This is a genomic window from Streptomyces sp. NRRL F-6676 (genome assembly GCF_000725625.1).
Taxonomy (GTDB): Bacteria; Actinomycetota; Actinomycetes; order Streptomycetales; family Streptomycetaceae; genus Streptomyces.
The window spans coordinates 104,192-122,718 of record NZ_JOHS01000016.1; the positions used below are offsets into that span (position 1 = coordinate 104,192).

An 18,527-nucleotide genomic window follows, 5' to 3' on the forward strand; every position below is an offset into this window, starting at 1 on the left:
CGCGTCCGCGGTGGGGGGTCCGACGGCCCTGGTCGGTGTCAGTGCGGTCGCGTACGGTGAAGTACGCCACCCGGCCGCCGATCTCCGAACGGCCGGCCGGCGGCCCTCGTACTGCCGAACACAGTGTTCCTCGCCGCAACGACACCGCCGTACCGACCGCTCCCCACCTGCCACCGCCGTACCTACCACCGCCGTACCGACCACTGTCGTCCGACTACTTCCGTCCGCCTACTGCCGTCCAACTACTGCCGTCCGCCTACTGACGAACAGGAGACCGAACGTGCCGGTCCTCCCTGGAGCCGAGCCGTACCGCCACGAGGGCGGTCCGGTCGGTGTGCTGCTCTGCCATGGCTTCACCGGTTCCCCGCAGTCGCTGCGCCCCTGGGCGGAGTACCTCGCGCGGCGTCATCTGACCGTCTCCCTGCCACTGCTGCCCGGGCACGGCACGCGCTGGCAGGACATGCAGCTCACCGGCTGGCCCGACTGGTACGCCGAGGTCGACCGCGAGCTGCGCGTCCTGAGCGAGCGCTGCGCGCACGTCTTCGTGTTCGGCCTCTCCATGGGCGGGGCGCTGGCGCTGCGGCTGGCCGCGAAGCACGGGGACACGGTGCGCGGGGTCGTGGTCGTCAATCCCGCGAACAAGGTCCACGGGCTCGCCGCGCACGCCCTGCCGGTGGCCCGGTACCTCGTGCCGAGCACGAAGGGGATCGTCAGCGACATCGCGAAGGAGGGCGGCGAGGAGGTCGGGTACGACAGGATGCCGCTGCACGCGGCGCACTCCCTGCGGTCCTTCCTGCGCCGGGTGGACGGCGAGCTGCCGCAGGTCACGCAGCCGCTGCTGCTGTTGCGCAGCACGCGGGACCACGTGGTGCCGGCCGCGGACTCCGCGCGCGTGCTGAGCCGGGTGTCGTCGACGGACGTCACCGAGGTCCTGCTGGAACAGAGCTACCACGTGGCGACGTTGGACCATGACGCGGACCGGATCTTCGAAGAGAGCCACGCGTTCGTCGCCCGTCTCACGCCCGAGTCCGCGCCCGGGGAGGGGCACGACCACGAGGAAGGGACGGCCGTAGGTGGCTGAGCACGACTCCGACCACGAGCCCGAGGAGCGAGGGCTCCCCCTCGACGAGGACGCCGCGTGGGCGGCGATCGTCGCGGGCTACGGCGAGGAACCGCCGGACCCGCCCGGCACGAAACCATTCAAACCGTTCCGCCCGGTACGCCCGCTCCGCCCGGTGGAGGAGGTCCCCCTCCCGGAGCCACCGGACGCGCCGGAGGAGTCCGGCGGAGCCGGCACGTCCGGCGGGGCCGGGGGTACGGGTTCGCCCGGCGGAGCGGGCGCGACCGGCGGGGCCGGTACGTCCGGGGGAGCCGGGGAGCCGGGCAGGGCCGGCACGTCCGGCGGAGCCGGGGGTACGGGACTGCCCGGTGGGGCCGAGGGGCCCGGCGGGTCCGGGGAGACCGGTGCGCCGGGGGCTTCCGGCCGGGCCGGTGGTGCCGGCGGAGCCGGGGCCGGGACGCCGTTGGGCGGGTCCGTTTCGTTCGCGCCCGGGGTGGGGCCGCGGGACTACTCGCCGCCGGGTGGTTCCGACCGGGACGACGACGAGGGGCACTTCGTGCCGCCGGAGCCGCCGCCGTTGCCCGCCTCCGACACCACCGCCCGGTTCGCCTGGCTCGGCGCGGTCGGCGGCCCGATCCTGCTCCTGCTCGCCGTCCTGCTCGGCTGGGACATGACCTGGTGGCTCACCACCGCCTGCATCGGCGGTTTCCTCGGCGGCTGCGCCACCCTCGTCGTACGCATGCACCCCGGCGACGAGGACGACGACGACCCCGGCCGGGGCGCGGTGGTCTGACGAGCGCCCCGCCGCTCAGCCCGCGGCCGGAACCTTGAGGGCGGCCAGTACCGGAAGGTGGTCACTGGCCGCCCTCAGGTCGCTCTCGCGGACCCCCGGGTGACCGAGCGGAACCCCGCAGCCGAGGATCTCGACGCCCTTCGTGGCGAAGAGCGCGTCGATGCGGCGGTGCGGCTCCGTACGGGTCCAGGTCTCCTCCGCGCCCCAGGGCGCCGTCTCCCGGCAGTCCCGCAGCTCGGCGGCGAGCCGGCGGAAGGTGCGGCCGGTGGGGGGCTCGTTGAGGTCGCCGCCGGCGAGGACGTGCGGCGTGCCCAGGGCGGCGACCCGGTCGAGGAGCAGCCCGCCCTGCTCGTACCGCTCCCGCTCCTGGAGCGAGAGATGGCAGCTCAGTACGCCGAGACGGGCGCCGCCGAAGCGGACGACCGCGGTGGCGAAGCCGCGGCGGTGCTGTCCGGGGGTGAGCGGCAGCAGGACGTCCTCCGTGCGTTCGACGGTGGCGCGCAGGGAGCACAGCAGGGCGGGGCCCGCGGCGGTGCCGCCACCGGAGAGCACGACGAGGCCGGAGGCGGCGGCGAGGCGGGCGATCTTCTTGCGCCAGCGGAAGAAGCGGGGGGCTTCCTGGAGGAGGACGAGGTCCGGGGCGCAGGCGGTGAGGACGCGGGCGAGGGCGTCGGTGTCGTCCTTGAGGGAGCGGACGTTGTAGGTGAGGGCGCGGAGGACGGCGGAGCCGTCGGGGTCCGTGCCGGAGGAAGGCAACGGGGGTGTGGTGGGCATGGTGATCAAGATACGCCGCGCGGGGTCGGCGCCGGAGGGGTTCCTCACCCCCGCCGACGCCCCCACGAGCCTCTCCCGCGCCCCTCTGGGTCCAAGGGGCGGAGCCCCTTGTCACATGATCGGGTCGGGCTCCCGGGCCAGGTCGGCCGCGCCGACGAGGCCCGCCTTGTTGCCGAGCTGCGCGGCGATGACGTCGGCCACCGGCCGCCAGTTGCCGCCGACCAGCCACCGCTTGTACGACTTGCGGATCGGGTCCAGGACGAGGTCGCCCTCGTCCGACAGTCCGCCGCCGACGATGAACGCGGACGGATCGAACAGCGACGCCAGGTCGGCGAGGCCCGCGCCCGCCCAGCGGGCCAGCTCCCGGTAGGAGTCGACCGCCACCGGGCACCCCTGCCGCGCGGCGACGGAGATGTGCTTGCCCTCGATGCCGTCGGGCGTCCCGTCCCCGAGCGCGAGCAGGATGTCCGCGCGCTCCGGCGTCGCGTTCGCCCGCTGCTTCGCGTACCGCACGAGCGCCCGCCCGGAGGCGTACTGCTCCCAGCAGCCCTGGCTGCCGCACCCGCACAGCAGCCCGTCCGGCACCATGCGGATGTGGCCGAACTCGGCGGCCACCCCGAAGTGCCCGCGGCGCAGCTTGTTGCCGATGATGATGCCGCCGCCGAGCCCCGTGCCGAGCGTGATGCAGATGACGTTGCGGTGGCCCTGGCCCGCACCGAACTTGTACTCGCCCCACGCCGCCGCGTTCGCGTCGTTCTCCACGACGACCGGCAGCCCGACCCGGGCCTCGACCTTCTCCTTCAGCGGCTCCTGCCGCCAGTCGATGTTCGGCGCGAAGTAGACCGTGGACCGCTGCCGGTTGACGTAGCCGGCGGCACCGATGCCCACACCGACGATCTCGTGCCCGGCCCGCGCGCCCTCCACCGAGGCGGCGATGGCGTCCACGATGGCCTCGGGTGTGGTGGGGGTCGGCACCTTGAAGGTGGAAAGGATGTTGCCTTTCTCATCGACCACGCCGGCCGCGATCTTCGTGCCGCCGATGTCGACGCCGATGGTGAGTCCCATGAATCCCTCAGTTCCGGTCGAGCCCCGCTGTGGTCAACCGTACCCGAGGGCGCTGTCAGTCCACGTCGATGTGCTCGCCGGGGCCCGGCCCCTCGTCGTCCTCGCGGGGGTCCCTGCCCTGGTCACGGGCGGTCCAGCGGCCCTCCTGGGCCTGCACGGCGCTGCGGTAGGCGGCGAGCAGCTCGGTGCCGGCGGCGGCGAGGTGGTCGAAGACGTCGGGGTTCCGTTCGATGACCGGCTCCACGACCGCCCTGGCCTGGCGCACCACCTGGCTGACCATCTGCTGGGCCGCACCGGAGGCGGCGGCGCCGAGCAGCGGCGACTGGAGCCCCGTGAGCCGGTCGGCGACGCTGTCGACGAACCGGCGCAGCTCCTCGGCGGCCGATCCGGGCGGCGCACCGTACCGGGCCTTGCGGCGGGCCTGCTCCTCGGCGAGGTCCTCGGCGGTGGCGGTGGCCCAGGCGTCGGCGTCGGTGGCCTTGGGCAGGTCCGGCCCTTGGTCCGTCTCCGCCGCTTCCCGAGCGGCGTCGAAGACGGCATCGTCGGCTTCGCCGGAGTGACGGCGCTCTTCGCTCATGGCGGACTCCTGACTGCGTATCGTCCTTTCGACGTTACCCGAACCGCCCCGGCCACAACGCCGGATCGGGGGCGAACCGGACGCGCAGCTCGCCCTCGCGCAGCGCCGCGCCCACCACGGTGCAGCGGCGCAGCGCGGAGGGGAGCGGGACGATGCGGTGGAACCGGCCGGCGGTGACGACGAGTTCGTCGCCGCGCCGGACCAGGTCCAGCTCGTCCCGTGTCGTGCCGGGCAGCGGGAGGTGCCAGACGAGGAGGCCGTCGCCGTCCTCGGCCGGCCCGTCGGTGACCGGCCACTCGACCGGGGCGGGCACCGGGTCACCGGGGGCGGGCACCGGGAGCGGCAGCGCGGCCAGGTCGTCGGTGCCGCGCGGGTCGTGCCCGAGGTGCGGGACGGGGTGGACGGCGGCGGTGCCGTACGTCTCCCGCCACTCCTCCAGCGTCTTGCGCTGCTGCGCGGCCGGGCCGGCGAGCCAGGTGTCGGCGCCGGGGTCGGGCAGCACCCGGTGGGCGATCACGGCGTCCAGGCGCAGGGCGCGCAGGGCGAGCCCGGTGGTGGCGGTGCGCACGGCGTCGGCGCCGGCCGGGCCGGGTTCGGCGACCAGCCAGGCGGTGGTGGCCGGGTCGGCGAGGACGGCCTCGGTCGCGCCGAGTGCCGTGTCCCAGCGGGCGGCGGCCTCGTAGAGCCGCTCGGTGGGGACGGGGACGCCCGCGAGCCGGCCGAGCACCGGCCGCAGCGCGCGGGCGGCCTGCCGCTCCCGCGGCAGCAGCCGGCGCAGATAGCGGCGCAGTTGCTCGGGCAGGGCGAGCAGTGCCAGGGCCTGCGGGGCGGGCGGCAGGTCGACGACGATCAGGTCGTAGGCGTCCGAGAGCGCGGCGTCGCGGAGGGCGCCGAGCAGGGCGAGTTCGGCGGCGCCGGGCAGCGGGGTCAGCTCCTCGGCGTCCAGCCGGGCGGCACCGAGGAGTTCGAGTGCGGAGGCGGCACGGTTCTGGAGGGCGAGGAGATCGTCCCGGAACCGGGTGCCGGCGTCCGGACGCCACGTGGTGAGGCCCGGGACGTCTCCGACGGCGGTGGGGGTGGCGTGGGTCGGGGTGCCGAGGGCGGCGCCGGGGGTGTCGGTGGGGTCGCCGGAGAGGAGCAGCGTGCGGCTGCCGCGCCGGGCCGCGTGGAGCGCGGCGGCGGCAGCGACGGTGGTACGGCCGGAGCCGCCGGGGCCGGTGAGGAGAAGGGTGCGCATGGTGGGGCGCCTAAGAGCTCGGGGGTGCGGGCGGGTGGGCGAGTGCGGCTGCGTCGTGGCTGATCGCGCAGTTCCCCGCGCCCCTGAAAGCAAAGGCGCGGGGCTGTGTTGTCTGCGCGGCTCCGCCGCGGTGGGCGCGAGCAGCCACCGTGCCCCGAAAGGGGCGCGGGGAACTGCGCGAGAAGTCCCCACCGGCCGCAAGCCGAATACGCACCCCGGGGTCCACGGGGCAGCGCCCCTTGAAGGGACGGGAAGGGCAGGGGCGGCGGGGGCGGGAAAACTACCGCCCCGACTCCACCCGCTTCTTCAGCCCCGCGAGCGCCCGGTCGATGATGACCTTCTCCGCCTTGCGCTTGATCATCCCGAGCATCGGAATCTTGACGTCCACCGTCAGCTGGTACGTCACCTCCGTCGCCCCCGTCCCCTCCGGCCTCAGCAGATACGACCCGTCCAACGACCGCAGCATCTGCGACTTCACCAGCGTCCAGGACACCTCGTGCCCGGACCCCCATGTGTACGCCAGCACCTGGTCGTCCTTGATCGCCCCCGCGTCCATCACGAGGCGCACCTGCTCCGCGCGCCCCTGCCCGTCCGTCGCGAGGACCTCCGCCTCCTTGACCTCGCCCGTCCAGTCCGGGTAGCGGGCGAAGTCGGCGATCACCCCCATGACATCGGCCGGTGCCGCCTCGATCGTGATGCTCGAGCTGGTGTGTTCCGCCATCGCCGTGGCTCCTCCAGATGCGGTCCGGTCAGGGAGGGTGTGCGCAGATGCGCACGTATGTGCAGCGGAAGGCTACCGCGCAGCGGCGACCCCGTGGTCACCGCGCCTCTCCACCACCGCGTCACGGTGGGGCCACGGCCTCACCACTCCAGCACCCACGGCCGCCCGGTCCGCGCGAAGTGCCCCACGTTCACGCACTCCGTGCCGCCGATCCGCATCCGCCGGACCAGCGGCTGGTGGACGTGGCCGAACAGCGCGTACCGGGGCCGGGTGCGGCGGATGGCGTCGAGGAGGGCCCGGCTGCCGCGTTCGAAGCGGCGCGCGACCGTGTCGTAGACGAGTTCGGGTACCTCGGGCGGGATGTGGGTGCACAGTACGTCCACCTCCCCCAGCGCCTCGATCTTCGCCGCGTACTCCTCGTCGCCGATCTCGAAGGGTGTCCGCATCGGGGTGCGCAGTCCGCCGCCCACGAACCCGAAGACGCGGCCGCCGATCTCGGCCCGCTCGCCGTCGAGGACGCGGGTGCCCGGACCGGCGTACTCCGGCCACAGCGTGGGCATGTCGACATTGCCGTAGGTGGCGTACGTGGGGGTGGGGAAGGCGGCGAACAGTTCGGCGTACTGCTTCCGTACCGCCGTCTCGATGGCGGTGGTCCGGTCGACGTCGAGCGCGCGCCACAGCCGGGCGCCGAGCTCGCGGGCCTCCTCGAAGCGGCGGGCGGTGCGCAGCGCGACGACGCGGTCGGCGTTCTCGACTCCGAAGAGGTCGGGGAAGATGCCGCGCGAGCGGTCGGCGTAGTCCTGGAAGAGGATGAGGTCGCCGAGACAGACCAGGGCGTCCGCGCCGTCCCCCGCGCGGGCCAGGTCGCGCGCGTTGCCGTGCACGTCGCTGACCACGTGGATCCTGGTCGTCGGAGTTCTGCCGTCACCGCCGGGAGTCCGTGCCATGGTGATCAAGGGTAGGGGGCGCGGAGCCATGGTGAACAGTGCGGACCGAACCGTCGGTTACTGGCCGGTTATCGCCTGTCTGCACTACCGTGATCCCGGTGACGCCACGGCGTGTGACACACCGAACATCTCCCCGGGACCCCCTGTCCCGGAACCATACCGACGGGTAACGTCCGGGCAGTCCAGTCGTGCCCAGGGTTCCGGCCACCGCGTTCGCCGGGCTCCCCCGCACCCGCCCCAGCCTTGGACCGCACCGTCGCAGCACGACGTCGTGGCGTCGGCGCCCTATGAGGAGCAGCAGTCTTGCGCGAGTTCAGCCTTCCGGCTCTGTACGAGGTCCCCGCGGACGGCAATCTGACCGACATCGTCCGCAGAAACGCCGCGCAGCATCCCGACGTGGCGGTCATCGCCCGCAGGACGGACAGCGGCTGGCAGGACGTCACGGCGGCCGTGTTCCTCGCCGAGGTGCGGGCGGCGGCCAAGGGTCTGATCGCCTCGGGCGTGCAGCCGGGCGACCGGGTGGGACTGATGTCCCGTACGCGCTACGAGTGGACGCTGCTGGACTTCGCGATCTGGAGCGCGGGCGCGATCACCGTGCCGGTGTACGAGACCAGTTCGGCGGAGCAGGTGCAGTGGATCCTCGGCGACTCGGGCGCCACCGCCGCTCTGGTGGAGAGCGACGCGCACGCGGCGGCCGTGGAGTCGGTGCGTGAGGCGCTGCCCGCGCTCAAGCACGTGTGGGGCATCGACGCGGGCGGCGTGGCGGAGCTGGGGCGGCTCGGCCGGGACGTCAGCGACGCGACGGTGGAGGAGCGCTCCTCGCTGGCCAGGGCGGACGATCCGGCCACCATCGTCTACACCAGCGGCACCACGGGCCGTCCCAAGGGCTGTGTGCTCACCCACCGCGCCTTCTTCGCCGAGTGCGGCAACGTGGTGGAACGGCTGCGTCCGCTCTTCCGCACCGGCGAGTGCTCGGTGCTGCTCTTCCTGCCCCTGGCCCACGTCTTCGGGCGGCTGGTGCAGGTGGCGCCGATGATGGCGCCGATCAAGCTGGGCTGCCTCCCCGACATCAAGAACCTCACCGACGAACTGGCCTCCTTCCGGCCCACGCTCATCCTCGGCGTGCCGCGCGTCTTCGAGAAGGTCTACAACACGGCGCGCGCCAAGGCGCAGGCCGACGGCAAGGGGAAGATCTTCGACCGGGCGGCCGACACCGCGATCGCGTACAGCCGGGCCCTGGACACCGACTCCGGCCCCTCCCTCGGGCTGCGGATCCGGCACAAGGTCTTCGACCGGCTCGTCTACGGCAAGCTGCGGGCGGTGCTCGGCGGGCGCGGCGAGTACGCCATCTCCGGCGGTGCCCCGCTCGGCGAGCGGCTCGGCCACTTCTTCCGCGGCATCGGCTTCACGGTCCTGGAGGGCTACGGCCTGACCGAGTCCTGCGCGGCGACGGCGTTCAACCCCTGGGACCGGCAGAAGATCGGCACGGTCGGACAGCCGCTCCCCGGCTCCGTCATCCGCATAGCGGACGACGGCGAGGTGCTGCTCCACGGCGAGCACCTGTTCAAGGAGTACTGGAACAACGAGGCGGCCACCGCGGAGGCGCTGGCCGACGGCTGGTTCCACACGGGGGACGTCGGCACGCTCGACGAGGACGGCTACCTCCGGATCACCGGCCGCAAGAAGGAGATCATCGTCACCGCGGGCGGCAAGAACGTCGCCCCCGCGGTCATCGAGGACCGCATCCGCGCGCACGCGCTGGTCGCGGAGTGCATGGTGGTCGGCGACGGACGCCCGTTCGTGGGCGCGCTGGTCACCCTCGACGAGGAGTTCCTGGGCCGGTGGGCCGCGGACCACGGCAAGCCCGCGGGGTCCACGGCCGCGTCGCTGCGGGACGATCCCGATCTGCTCGCGGCCGTGCAGAGCGCGGTGGACGACGGGAACGCGGCGGTGTCGAAGGCGGAGTCGGTGCGGAAGTTCCGTGTCCTGGCGGGGCAGTTCACGGAGGAGTCGGGGCATCTGACGCCGTCGCTGAAGCTGAAGCGGGGGGTGGTCGCGAAGGATTTCGCGACCGAGATCGAGGGGATCTACGCGCGGTAGGGAGCGCCCCCTCCTACAACAACGCCTTCAAGCGCTCCGCCAGGAGATCCCAGCGCCACTTCTCCTCGATCCACTGACGGCCCCGCTCCCCCATGCGGCGCCGTAGGGCCTCGTCGGAGAGCAGCGCGTTGATGCGGTCGGCCGCCTCCGCCGGCGCTCCGCCTCGTACCACCCAGCCGGTTTCGCCGTCGAGTACGGCGTCGGGGGCGCCGCCGGAGTCGCCGGCGACGACGGGCAGGCCCGTCGCGGAGGCCTCCAGGTAGACGATGCCGAGGCCCTCGACGTCCAGGCCGCCGCGGCGGGTGCGGCAGGGCATGGCGAAGACGTCGCCGGCGCCGTAGTGGGCGGGGAGGTCCGCCCACGGTACGGAGCCGGTGAAGCGGACGGAGTCCGCGACGCCCGTCTCGCGGGCGAGGCGGCGCAGGTCGCCCTCGTAGGGGCCGCCGCCCACGATCAGCAGCACGGTGTCGGGGTGCGCGGCGAGGATGCGGGGCAGGGCGAGGATCAGTGTGTCCTGGCCCTTGCGCGGCACCAGGCGGGAGACGCAGACCACCACGGGACGGTCGGTCAGTCCGAGCCGGGCGCGGACCTCGGCGCCGCCGGAGCCGGGGTGGAAGGTCTTCTCGTCGACGCCGGGCGGCAGTTGGGTCATGCGTCCGGCGGCGGCCGGGGTGAGGGCGGGGGCGATGCGGGAGCGGGTGTACTCACCGAGATGCGTGACCGTGTCCACCGAGTCGCCGATCCGCCGCAACAACTGGCGGGAGACCGGGAGTTGGGCCCAGCCGGCCTCGTGGCCGTGGGTGGTGGCGACCAGCCGCCCGGCACCGGCCCGGCGCAGTGCGGGGGCCATCAGGCCGAGCGGTGCCGCCGCGCCGAACCAGACCGACGTACAGCCGTGCTCGCGCAGCAGTCCGACGGCCCGGCGGGTGGCGGCGGGCGTCGGCAGCAGCATCGTCGTGCGGTCGCGCACGACGGTGAAGGGCTGCTCGGCGTCGAACGCGGCCGTCGCGGCCACGCCCTCCCGGCTCCGCTTCCAGGTGGAGGCGTAGACGACCAGCCGCTCCGGGTCGAGCCGCAGCGCCATGTTGTGCAGGAAGGCCTGGATGCCGCCGGGCCGGGGCGGGAAGTCGTTGGTCACGATCAGCGTCTTGTGCATCGCCGACGACAGTACCGAACGGGACGTACGGGACCCGCCGCCCGGTCGTATTCACCGTGCGGCACGGCCCCGCCTCACGGCTGCCGCACAGCCACTCACGCGATCATGTCCCGGCACGGCGGCGGTGACGGACGGACGGGGCTCTCGTGGGCATGGCGGGTACGCGACGGATTCCTCTCGGGCTGCTCGCCGTCTGGGCCGCGACCCGGCTGACGCTGCTGCTGTTCGTCCTCAAGGTGTGGGTGTTCCCGGGGCCGGACGTCACGAGCGACGTGTCGGTGATCTACCGGGGCTGGTACGACGTCCTGCGCACCGGTGTGTTCCCGAGCGGCGACGTCTCCTGGCAGTACCCGCCCGGGGCGGCGCTCGCGATCCTCTCCCCCGCGCTGCTGCCGTTCCTGGACTACGCGCACGCCTTCTTCGTCCTCGCGTTCCTCACCGATCTGGCGGTGCTGGGCCTGCTGCTGTACGCCGGGGCGCGGGACGGGGACGGTGGGCGCCCCGTGCGCGGGGCGTGGCTGTGGACGGTGGGGGTCGCGCTGCTGGGGCCGACGGTGTACGCGCGGTACGACGTGATGGTGACGGCGGTGGCGGTGGGCGCGCTGGTGGCGGGGGCGCGGCGGCCGCGGGTGCTGGGGGCGCTCGCGGGGGTGGGCGCACTGGTGAAGGGGTGGCCGGTGCTGTTGCTGGTGGGGGTGGTGCGGCGGAGGGCGTGGGGGGCGGCGGCGGTGGTCGCGGGCGGGCTCGCGCTGGTGTTCGCGGTGGCGATGCCGGGGGCGTTCTCGTTCCTGGGCTACCAGAGCCGGCGGGGGACGGAGGTGGAGTCGCTGGGTGCGCTCGTCTTCCATGTGGCGCGGCATGCCGGGTGGTGGCGGGGGGAGGTGCTGCTCAACTACGGCTCGGTGGAGTTCCTCGGGCCGTGGGTGGGGGTGGTGAGTTCGGGGGCGATGTTCCTGAGCGTGGTGGGGGTGGGGTGGCTGGTGCTGTGGCGGTTGAGCGTGCGGAGGGTTTCGCCGCACACGTTCGCGGATGCGGCGTTCGTGGCGGTGCTGGTGTTCACGGTGACGAGCCGGGTGATCAGTCCGCAGTATCTGGTGTGGCTGGTGGGGCTCGGGGCGGTGTGTCTGTGCTGCCGGGGCAGCCGGATGGCGGTTCCGGCCGTGCTGGTGCTGGTGGCGTGTCCGGTGACGGTGCTGGAGTTTCCGCTGTACTTCGCGGAGGTGGTGGCGAGTGACGGGGTGGGGGTCGCGCTGCTGGTGGTGCGGAACGGGTTGCTGGTGTGCGCGACGGTGATCGGGGCGCGGGCGCTGTGGCGCGACGCGGTGTCGTCGCGCGAGGAGCTGTTCTCGCCCCCGCCGCCCCTGCCCGTCCCGACCCCGGGGGCGAGCCCCCGGACCCCCGAAGGATTGCGCAGTTCCCCGCGCCCCTGATCAGGGGCGCGGGGAACTGCGCGAGAAGTCCCCACCCACCCGCACGTCCGGGGTCGAAGGGGCGGAGCCCCTTGAGGGACGGGACGGGTAGGGGCGGCGGGGGCGAGGAAACTCCCCCGCCGAACCCCCTATGCCTCCTCGATCACCGCGTGCAGGCGGCGCCTGTGGTCCACCCTTCGGGCGGGGCCCGTCAGGCGGACCGTCGCCGTCAGGCGCGGGTCCGCCGACGACGCGGACAGGCGGAGTTCCAGCGCACCCGGCTCCACGACCCGGTACCCGTCCCGCCCCGTGAAGGACGCCACGTCCGCCGGAACCACGACGGCCAGCCGCCGCGACTCCCCCGCCGCGAGCCCCACCCGCGCATACCCCACCAACCGCTGCACCGGCTGCACCACCGAGGCCACCGGATCGTGCAGATACAGCTGCACGACCTCCGTCCCCTCCCGGTCCCCGGTGTTCCGCACCGTGAAGGCGAGCCGGAACTCCCCGTCGGTACCGGCCTCCTCCCCCTCCACCACCAGCTCGCTCCACTCGAAGCTCGTGTACGACAGCCCGTGGCCGAAGGCGAACGCCGGCCCGGGGTCGATCCCGGAGACGTCGCTGGCCTGGGCCAGCTTGGCGACGAGGTAGGTGGTCGGCTGGACGCCCGGCCCGGCCGGCACGCTGACCGGGAGCCGCCCCGAGGGGTTCGTACGGCCGCTGAGGACACGGGCGATGGCCGCCGTGCCCTCCTCGCCGGGGAAGAAGGACTGCACGATCGCGTCGGCCTCCGCCGCCCCCCGCCCGAGCGCGTACGGCCGCCCCGCGAGCAGCGTCAGCACCAGCGGCGTCCCCACGTCGAGCAGCCGGTCGAGCAGGGCCTGCTGCACACCGGGCAGGGCGAGCGACTCGGCGTCGCAGCCCTCGCCGCTGGTGCCGCGCCCGAACAGCCCGGCCCGGTCGCCGAGCGCGAGGACCACCACGTCGGCGTCGCGCGCCGCCCGCACGGCCGCGGCGAACCCGGAGGTGTCCTCGCCGTCGACGTCCGCGCCGCGCACGGTGACGATCTCGGCGTTCGGGAACTCCCGCACCAACGCCTCGCGCAGCGTGGGCAGTTCGATGCCGGCGGGGACGGCGGGGTGGTGCACGCCGACGTGCGCCGGGAAGGAGTAGCAGCCGAGCACGGCGTTCGGCTGGTCGGCCTGGGGGCCGATCAGGGCGATCCGGCGGGGCGCGGAGAGCGGCAGGACGCCGTTGTTGCCGAGCAGGATCACGGCCCGGTCGGCGAGGTCCGCGGCCAGTACGTGGTTGCCGGGCGGGTCGAGGTCGACCGTGCCGCGCAGGGCGGAGGTGTCGTCCAGCGCGGCCCCGCGCAGGACCGGCGGCACCGGGTCCCAGTCGGCGTCGAGCAGGCCGAGTTCACCCTTCTGGGTGAGCACCCGGCGCAGGGCGCGGTCGAGGAGTGCCTCGGGGACGCGGCCGTCGGCGACGGCCGTGCGCAGCGGCTCGCCGAACGTCTTGATGCTGGGCAGTTCGACGTCGACGCCGGCCCGCAGCGCGGTGCCCGCGGCCTCGGCCCAGTCGGCGGCCACGCCGTGCAGGGTCTTGAGGAAGGCGATGCCGAAGTAGTCGGCGACGACGGTGCCGTCGAAGCCCCAGGTGTCCCGCAGCAGCCCGGTGAGCAGATCCTCGTCGGCCGCCGAGGGGACGCCGTCGGTGTCGGTGTAGGCGTGCATGACGGAGCGGGCGCCGCCCTCGCGGACCGCCATCTCGAAGGGCGGCAGCAGGACGTCGGCGCGTTCGCGCGGGCCCATGGAGACGGGGGCGAGGTTGCGTCCGGCGCGGGAGGCGGAGTACCCGGCGAAGTGCTTGAGGGTGGCGACGATGCCGGCGGACTCCAGGCCCTGGACGTAGGCGGTGGCGACGGTGCCGACGAGGTAGGGGTCCTCGCCGATGGAAGCCGGCGAGGCACTCCTCGTGGGCGAGGGCGGGGATGCCGAAGCGGTTGGCGGCGGTGATGCGCTGCTGGCTGCGGAGCAGGGAGAGCGCGCCGAGCGCCGGGTCGACGGGGGCGGTGCCGAAGGGGCGGGTGAGCTGCCCGAGGCCCGAGGGGAGCAGCGCGTCGAGGTCGACGGGCTCCTCCATGTCGTGCTGGTGCGGGGCGACTTCGCCGCCCTCGTCGGAGGCGCCGACCCAGACGCCGACGAGCTGGGCGATCTTCTCCTCGACGGTCATGGCCTCGATCAGGGCGGTGACCCGGGTGTCGAGATCCTGACCGCTGTCCTGCCAGACCGGCGGGGTGGGGGTGGTGGGAGTGGTCGGGGTGACGGGGGTTGTCTCAACAGCCACGTTGGCGGTCACTTTCCTCCGACGCCCATCAGGCCCTGGACCAGGGCACGGCGGGCGAACAGGTAGACGAGCAGGATCGGCACCATGGACATGAACACCGCGGCGAGCGTGCCGGGGACGTTGATGCCGTGCTCGGTTTGGAAGTTGTACAGACCCAGCGTGATGACCTTGGTGGAGTCGGACTGGGTCAGGACGAGCGGGAAGAGGAAGCCGTTCCAGGCCTGGAGCGCGGAGAACACCACGATGGTGGAGATGCCGCCCTTGGAGAGCGGGAGCACCAGTTGCAGGAACATCCGGCGCGGCGAGGCGCCGTCCACGGCCATGGCCTCGAAGAGTTCGTGCCCGATGTCCCGCATCGCCCCGCTGAGGATCAGCGTGGAGATGGGCAGGCAGAAGGCGGCCGTGGGCAGAATGACACCGATCAGGTTGTCGTACAGCCCGGCCTCGCTGATCAGGTAGAACATCGGCACGATCACGGCCTGGGCGGGGATGGCGAGACCCAGCAGGAACAGCCGGAAGACGCCCGAGGCGACGCGGGAGCGGCTGCGCACGACGGCGTACGCGAGCGGCGGCACCAGGACGACGACGATGCCGACCACGGCCACGGTGACGATCAGGGTGTTGACGAAGAACTGTCCGAAGCCCTCGTCGAAGGCGCCCGAGTAGTTCTCGAAGGTGAAGTGCTCGGGCCAGGAGAGCGGGCTGCCCTTGGCGTAGTCGCCCTTGGACTGCACGGTCGCGGACAGCATGACGTACAGCGGCAGGGCGACGATGATCAGCCAGGCGACGGAGGCCACGCCGGCCAGGTAGTTGGGGCGTCGCCTCATGACACACCCTCCATGGTGGAGCGCATCTTGTCGTAGCCGGAGAGGCGTACGACGATCAGCGAGATGATCGTGGCCGCGACGACCAGGAGCAGCGCGATGACGGCGCCCGCACCGAAGTCGAAGCTCTTGAAGGCCTTTTGGTACATGTAGTAGGCGCTGATGGTGGTGTCGGTGCCGGGTCCGCCCTGGGTCAGGATGAGGACCGTCTCGAAGGTGGTGAGACCGCCGACGACCATCAGGATCATCGAGGTGATGATCGAGTTGCGCAGCTGGGGCAGGGTGATGTGGAAGAACTGCCGCACCCGTCCGGCGCCGTCGATCTGCGCGGCCTGGTAGAGCACCTGCGGGATGGCCCGGGCGGCGCCCTGGTAGATCAGGCTGTGCAGCGGGGTGAACTGCCAGGTGGAGACGAAGGCGAGGACACCGATGGCGGTGGACTGCTCACCGAACAGGTTGCCGTCGCCGAACAGCCAGGTCGCCTCGGAGGGGATGCCGAAGTTCGGGTCGAGCAGCGCCCGCCACAGCACCGAGACGGCGGTGGAGGACAGCAGCAGCGGCACGAAGTAGACGGCGGAGATCACGGCGCGGTTGCGCTGGGTGCCGGCCGCCCAGACGCCGATCAGGATGCTCAGCGGGGTCTGGAGGACGACGCCGAGCACGGTGAGCAGCAGGGTCAGCCAGATGCTCTTGATCATGACCGGGTCGTCGAAGACCCGGCTCCAGTTGTCGAGGCCGACCCACTCGGGGTCGCCGATGCCGCCCCAGCTCATGAAGGACAGGGCCGCGACGGCGAGCAGCGGGAGAATGGCGAAGAGGACGAAGAAGATCGTGGCGGGGACCGCCCAGGCGAAGCCCGGGCGGCCCACGTCGGCGGCCTGCGCGCCCCGCGCCCGGCCGCTTCTGCGGCCGGAGGTCTTCACGGGGGCGGCCGCGCGTGTCAGTTCTGTGGTCATGGTGTGCTCAGGCGGTCGGCAGGGCCTGCATGGCCTTGATGAATCCGTCGACGTCCAGCGAGCCGTTGAAGAACTGCTGCACGGCCTGGTGCATCTGCTCGCTCGCGGACTGCGGGTAGGCCTGGTCCCAGGAGAGCTGGAAGGACGGGGCCTTCTTCACCAGGTCGAACTGGTACTGGGCGTAGTCCGGGTCGGCCGCGGTGTTCAGGAACTTCTCGGTGTTGGTCGTGGTCGGCAGGTTGCCGATGGCGAGCTGCCGCTTGATGAACTTGTCGCTGTACATCAGCTTGAGGAACTTCGCGACGGCCTCGGGATGCTTGGTCTTCTTCATCACCGAGTAGTAGTTGTTGGTGTTGCCGACGATGTCGTTCGGGTCGCCCTTGCCGCCGTCGACGGTCGGGAAGGAGTGGTACCCGAGGTCCTTCTCGGCGAACTCCTTGGCGTTCTCCTGCTGCTGGGAGTAGTACCAGGAGCCCATCAGCTCGAAGCCGGCCTTGCCGCGCGCGACGAGTGCGGGCGAGCCGCCGTCGGTGTACTTCACCGAGTCGTAGTTGGTGCCGAAGGCGCCGGTGTCGACGAGCTCCTTGAGCTTGTTCAGGGCCTTCTTGCTGTCCTCGCTCGCCCAGGCGTCCTTGTCGCCGCCGACGGCCTTCTTCAGCAGGTCGGGGCCGGCGATGCGGTCGTAGAGGTACTCGAACCACATCAGGGTCGGCCACTGGTCGCCGCCGCCGAGTGCGATCGGGGTGACGCCGTCCTTCTTCAGCGCCTTCACCGCGCCCAGCAGGTCGTCCCAGGTCTTGGGCGCCTCCACGCCGGCGTCCTTGAGCACCTTGTCGTTGCTGAAGAGCAGCACCGGCTGGGTGCCGCGCATCGGGATGCCGTAGGCCTTGCCGTCGACCTTCGCGGCGTCGAAGACGCTCGGCAGGAACGCCGACTTCAGCTTGGGGTCGTCCTTGATGAAGTCGTCCAGCGGCATCAGCAGGTCCGCCTTGACGAAGGGCTGGATGCTGCCGGCGCCCCAGTTGTAGAAGACGTCCGGGGCCTGCGGGGTGTTGATGATCGTCTGGAGCTTCTGCTGATAGGTCGCGCCGGGGATGGTGTCGAGGACCACCTTGACCTTGGAGGTCTTGTTGAACTCGGCGACGACTGCCTTCTCGACCTTGTTGGTGGCGTCCCCGTAGACCAGTACGTGGATCTTCCCGTCGCCCGAGCCCGACCCGCTGTCGTCCCCGCACGCGGAGAGTGACAGCGCCATGCCCAGGGTCACACCGCCGACGAGCATGCGGGAGAACCGAGTACGTGTCCGCATCACCCACCCCTTTTCGAAAGTTTCGATGCAGCTTACGAAATTCGCTGTTGCCGGGACATTAGGCGAGTGTTTCCGCTCGGTCAACGGGGGTGTGCGGCCGCGACCGAACCGTTACCGGGCGGCGTGCCCTATGCTGCTGCCCATGAGCCTGACTGACGAGGAGAACGCGACCGGCAGGGTGACCCTCGCGGAGGTGGCCACACAGGCCGGTGTGTCCCTTTCGACGGTTTCGAAAGTCCTCAACGGACGGTCGGACGTCTCGGCCGCCACCCGCACCCGGGTGGAGCAGTTGCTGGAGAACCACGGCTACCGGCGCCGGGCCGCGACGTCCTCGCACGCGCCGCTGATCGAGCTGGTCTTCCCGGAGCTGGAGAGCGTCTGGGCGATGGAGCTGATCCGCGGCGTGGAGAACGTGGCGAAGCAGCACAAGGCCAGCGTCGTACTGAGCGAGAGCGGCGACCGGCACGCGCCCGGGCGCGAGTGGGTCGAGGGTGTGCTGCAACGCCGGCCGCTGGGCGTCGTGCTGGTCTTCTCCTCGCTGCCCGACAAGGTCAAGCGCCAACTGCGGTCCCGTGCCGTGCCGTTCGTCATCATCGACCCGGCCGGTGACCCGGAGGCGGACGTGCCCTCGGTGGGCTCGGCCAACTGGGCGGGCGGCATGGCCGCGACCCGGCATCTGACCGAACTCGGCCACCGGCGCATCGCCATCATCACCGGGCCCGTCGACATGATGTGCTCACTGGCCCGGCTGGACGGCTTCCGCTCCGCGATGACGATGGCGGGGCTGGAGACCGACGAACGTCTGGTGCGGTACGGGGACTTCCACGTCCAGGGCGGTTTCGAGCAGGCCATGGAGCTGCTCGCGCTCCCCGACCGGCCCACCGCGGTCTTCGCGGGCAGCGATCTACAGGCGCTGGGCGTCCTGGAGGCGGCGCGCCGGCAGGGGTTGAGCGTGCCGGAGGACCTCTCGGTCGTGGGCTACGACGACGTGCCGCTCGCCGAGTGGTCGAGCCCGCCGCTGACGACGGTGCACCAGCCATTGCGGCAGATGGCGGAGGAGGCGGCGCGCATGCTCCTCCAGCCGGCCGAGGCCGACCGCCCCGCGCTGCGGAGCAGCGCGGCGCCGAACGCCTGACCGGCGGGGCGGCGGGGCGGCGGGGGCGCCCTGTAGCTCGGGGGTGCGCGTTTCGTCGGCGGCTGCGGGCGGGTGGGGCTTCTCGCGCAGTCCCCGCGCCCCTCGCCGGGGGTCG

Annotated in this window: 15 protein-coding genes and 1 pseudogene; 5 read left to right on the plus strand and 11 right to left on the minus strand. The window is 72.5% G+C overall.

The window, feature by feature from the left end:
- Positions 1-280 precede the first annotated feature (280 nt).
- Both IO29_RS13475 and IO29_RS38910 read left to right on the plus strand, forming a co-directional pair.
- Positions 281-1,081 (plus strand): alpha/beta hydrolase, encoded by an 801-nt coding sequence (locus IO29_RS13475; protein WP_030382261.1) that lies wholly within the window; start codon positions 281-283, stop codon positions 1,079-1,081.
- Positions 1,074-1,853 (plus strand): hypothetical protein, encoded by a 780-nt coding sequence (locus IO29_RS38910; protein WP_030382260.1) that lies wholly within the window; start codon positions 1,074-1,076, stop codon positions 1,851-1,853. Before IO29_RS13475 ends, IO29_RS38910 begins: the two co-directional genes overlap by 8 nt.
- Before the next feature lie 15 nt (positions 1,854-1,868).
- Here IO29_RS38910 and IO29_RS13485 read toward each other — a convergent pair whose 3' ends face one another.
- The 6 genes from IO29_RS13485 to IO29_RS13510 form a co-directional block, all read right to left on the minus strand.
- Entirely contained in the window at positions 1,869-2,627 is a 759-nt protein-coding gene (locus tag IO29_RS13485) for an endonuclease/exonuclease/phosphatase family protein (RefSeq protein ID WP_030382259.1), read from the minus strand.
- 111 nt (positions 2,628-2,738) lie between these two features.
- A complete protein-coding gene (locus tag IO29_RS13490) occupies positions 2,739-3,692 on the minus strand; it encodes an ROK family glucokinase (protein ID WP_030382258.1) in 954 nt (317 codons plus the stop codon).
- 55 nt (positions 3,693-3,747) lie between these two features.
- On the minus strand, positions 3,748-4,269 hold the full coding sequence (locus IO29_RS13495) for a DUF5304 domain-containing protein (RefSeq protein ID WP_030382257.1): 522 nt from the start codon (positions 4,267-4,269) through the stop codon (positions 3,748-3,750).
- A gap of 34 nt (positions 4,270-4,303) precedes the next feature.
- Positions 4,304-5,506 (minus strand): ArsA family ATPase, encoded by a 1,203-nt coding sequence (locus IO29_RS13500; RefSeq protein ID WP_030382256.1) that lies wholly within the window; start codon positions 5,504-5,506, stop codon positions 4,304-4,306.
- 280 nt (positions 5,507-5,786) lie between these two features.
- Positions 5,787-6,227 (minus strand): SRPBCC family protein, encoded by a 441-nt coding sequence (locus tag IO29_RS13505; RefSeq protein ID WP_030382255.1) that lies wholly within the window; start codon positions 6,225-6,227, stop codon positions 5,787-5,789.
- 140 nt (positions 6,228-6,367) lie between these two features.
- Entirely contained in the window at positions 6,368-7,174 is an 807-nt protein-coding gene (locus IO29_RS13510; protein ID WP_078618479.1) for a metallophosphoesterase family protein, read from the minus strand.
- 303 nt (positions 7,175-7,477) lie between these two features.
- On the opposite strand from IO29_RS13510, the gene IO29_RS13515 reads away from it, so the two are divergent.
- Positions 7,478-9,274, plus strand: coding sequence for an AMP-dependent synthetase/ligase (locus tag IO29_RS13515; RefSeq protein WP_030382253.1), 1,797 nt, complete (start codon positions 7,478-7,480; stop codon positions 9,272-9,274).
- Between the two features lie 13 nt (positions 9,275-9,287).
- On the opposite strand, the gene IO29_RS13520 is transcribed toward IO29_RS13515, so the two are convergent.
- Positions 9,288-10,430, minus strand: coding sequence for a glycosyltransferase family 4 protein (locus IO29_RS13520; protein WP_030382252.1), 1,143 nt, complete (start codon positions 10,428-10,430; stop codon positions 9,288-9,290).
- A 152-nt stretch (positions 10,431-10,582) separates the two neighbouring features.
- On the opposite strand from IO29_RS13520, the gene IO29_RS13525 reads away from it, so the two are divergent.
- Entirely contained in the window at positions 10,583-11,860 is a 1,278-nt protein-coding gene (locus tag IO29_RS13525; RefSeq protein WP_051707930.1) for a glycosyltransferase family 87 protein, read from the plus strand.
- Between the two features lie 128 nt (positions 11,861-11,988).
- Here IO29_RS13525 and IO29_RS13530 read toward each other — a convergent pair.
- The 4 genes and pseudogenes from IO29_RS13530 to IO29_RS13545 form a co-directional block, all read right to left on the minus strand.
- Positions 11,989-14,200 (minus strand): annotated as a pseudogene (locus IO29_RS13530) (glycoside hydrolase family 3 N-terminal domain-containing protein).
- Positions 14,197-15,015: a carbohydrate ABC transporter permease gene (locus IO29_RS13535; RefSeq protein WP_030383412.1), complete on the minus strand. Its 819-nt coding sequence runs from the start codon at positions 15,013-15,015 to the stop codon at positions 14,197-14,199. Before IO29_RS13535 ends, IO29_RS13530 begins: the two are co-directional and overlap by 4 nt.
- Entirely contained in the window at positions 15,012-15,968 is a 957-nt protein-coding gene (locus tag IO29_RS13540) for a carbohydrate ABC transporter permease (RefSeq protein ID WP_030383411.1), read from the minus strand. Before IO29_RS13540 ends, IO29_RS13535 begins: the two co-directional genes overlap by 4 nt.
- Positions 15,969-15,975: 7 nt before the next feature.
- Complete coding sequence (locus IO29_RS13545; RefSeq protein WP_030383410.1) at positions 15,976-17,277, minus strand: ABC transporter substrate-binding protein; 1,302 nt, start codon at positions 17,275-17,277, stop codon at positions 15,976-15,978.
- 130 nt (positions 17,278-17,407) lie between these two features.
- Here IO29_RS13545 and IO29_RS13550 point away from each other — a divergent pair, with 130 nt between their 5' ends.
- Complete coding sequence (locus IO29_RS13550) at positions 17,408-18,412, plus strand: LacI family DNA-binding transcriptional regulator (protein ID WP_037840542.1); 1,005 nt, start codon at positions 17,408-17,410, stop codon at positions 18,410-18,412.
- Positions 18,413-18,527: the final 115 nt, after the last annotated feature.

Excerpts from the sequence above, each read along its gene's own strand:
- IO29_RS13485 (WP_030382259.1), bottom strand. The coding sequence starts at position 2,627 with ATGCCCACCACACCCCCGTTGCCTTCCTCCGGCACGGACCCCGACGGC.
- IO29_RS13490 (WP_030382258.1), bottom strand. The coding sequence starts at position 3,692 with ATGGGACTCACCATCGGCGTCGACATCGGCGGCACGAAGATCGCGGCC.
- IO29_RS13495 (WP_030382257.1), bottom strand. The coding sequence starts at position 4,269 with ATGAGCGAAGAGCGCCGTCACTCCGGCGAAGCCGACGATGCCGTCTTC.
- IO29_RS13500 (WP_030382256.1), bottom strand. The coding sequence starts at position 5,506 with ATGCGCACCCTTCTCCTCACCGGCCCCGGCGGCTCCGGCCGTACCACC.
- IO29_RS13505 (WP_030382255.1), bottom strand. The coding sequence starts at position 6,227 with ATGGCGGAACACACCAGCTCGAGCATCACGATCGAGGCGGCACCGGCC.
- IO29_RS13510 (WP_078618479.1), bottom strand. The coding sequence starts at position 7,174 with ATGGCACGGACTCCCGGCGGTGACGGCAGAACTCCGACGACCAGGATC.
- IO29_RS13520 (WP_030382252.1), bottom strand. The coding sequence starts at position 10,430 with ATGCACAAGACGCTGATCGTGACCAACGACTTCCCGCCCCGGCCCGGC.
- IO29_RS13525 (WP_051707930.1), top strand. The coding sequence starts at position 10,583 with ATGGCGGGTACGCGACGGATTCCTCTCGGGCTGCTCGCCGTCTGGGCC.
- IO29_RS13535 (WP_030383412.1), bottom strand. The coding sequence starts at position 15,015 with ATGAGGCGACGCCCCAACTACCTGGCCGGCGTGGCCTCCGTCGCCTGG.
- IO29_RS13540 (WP_030383411.1), bottom strand. The coding sequence starts at position 15,968 with ATGACCACAGAACTGACACGCGCGGCCGCCCCCGTGAAGACCTCCGGC.
- IO29_RS13545 (WP_030383410.1), bottom strand. The coding sequence starts at position 17,277 with ATGCGGACACGTACTCGGTTCTCCCGCATGCTCGTCGGCGGTGTGACC.
- IO29_RS13550 (WP_037840542.1), top strand. The coding sequence starts at position 17,408 with ATGCTGCTGCCCATGAGCCTGACTGACGAGGAGAACGCGACCGGCAGG.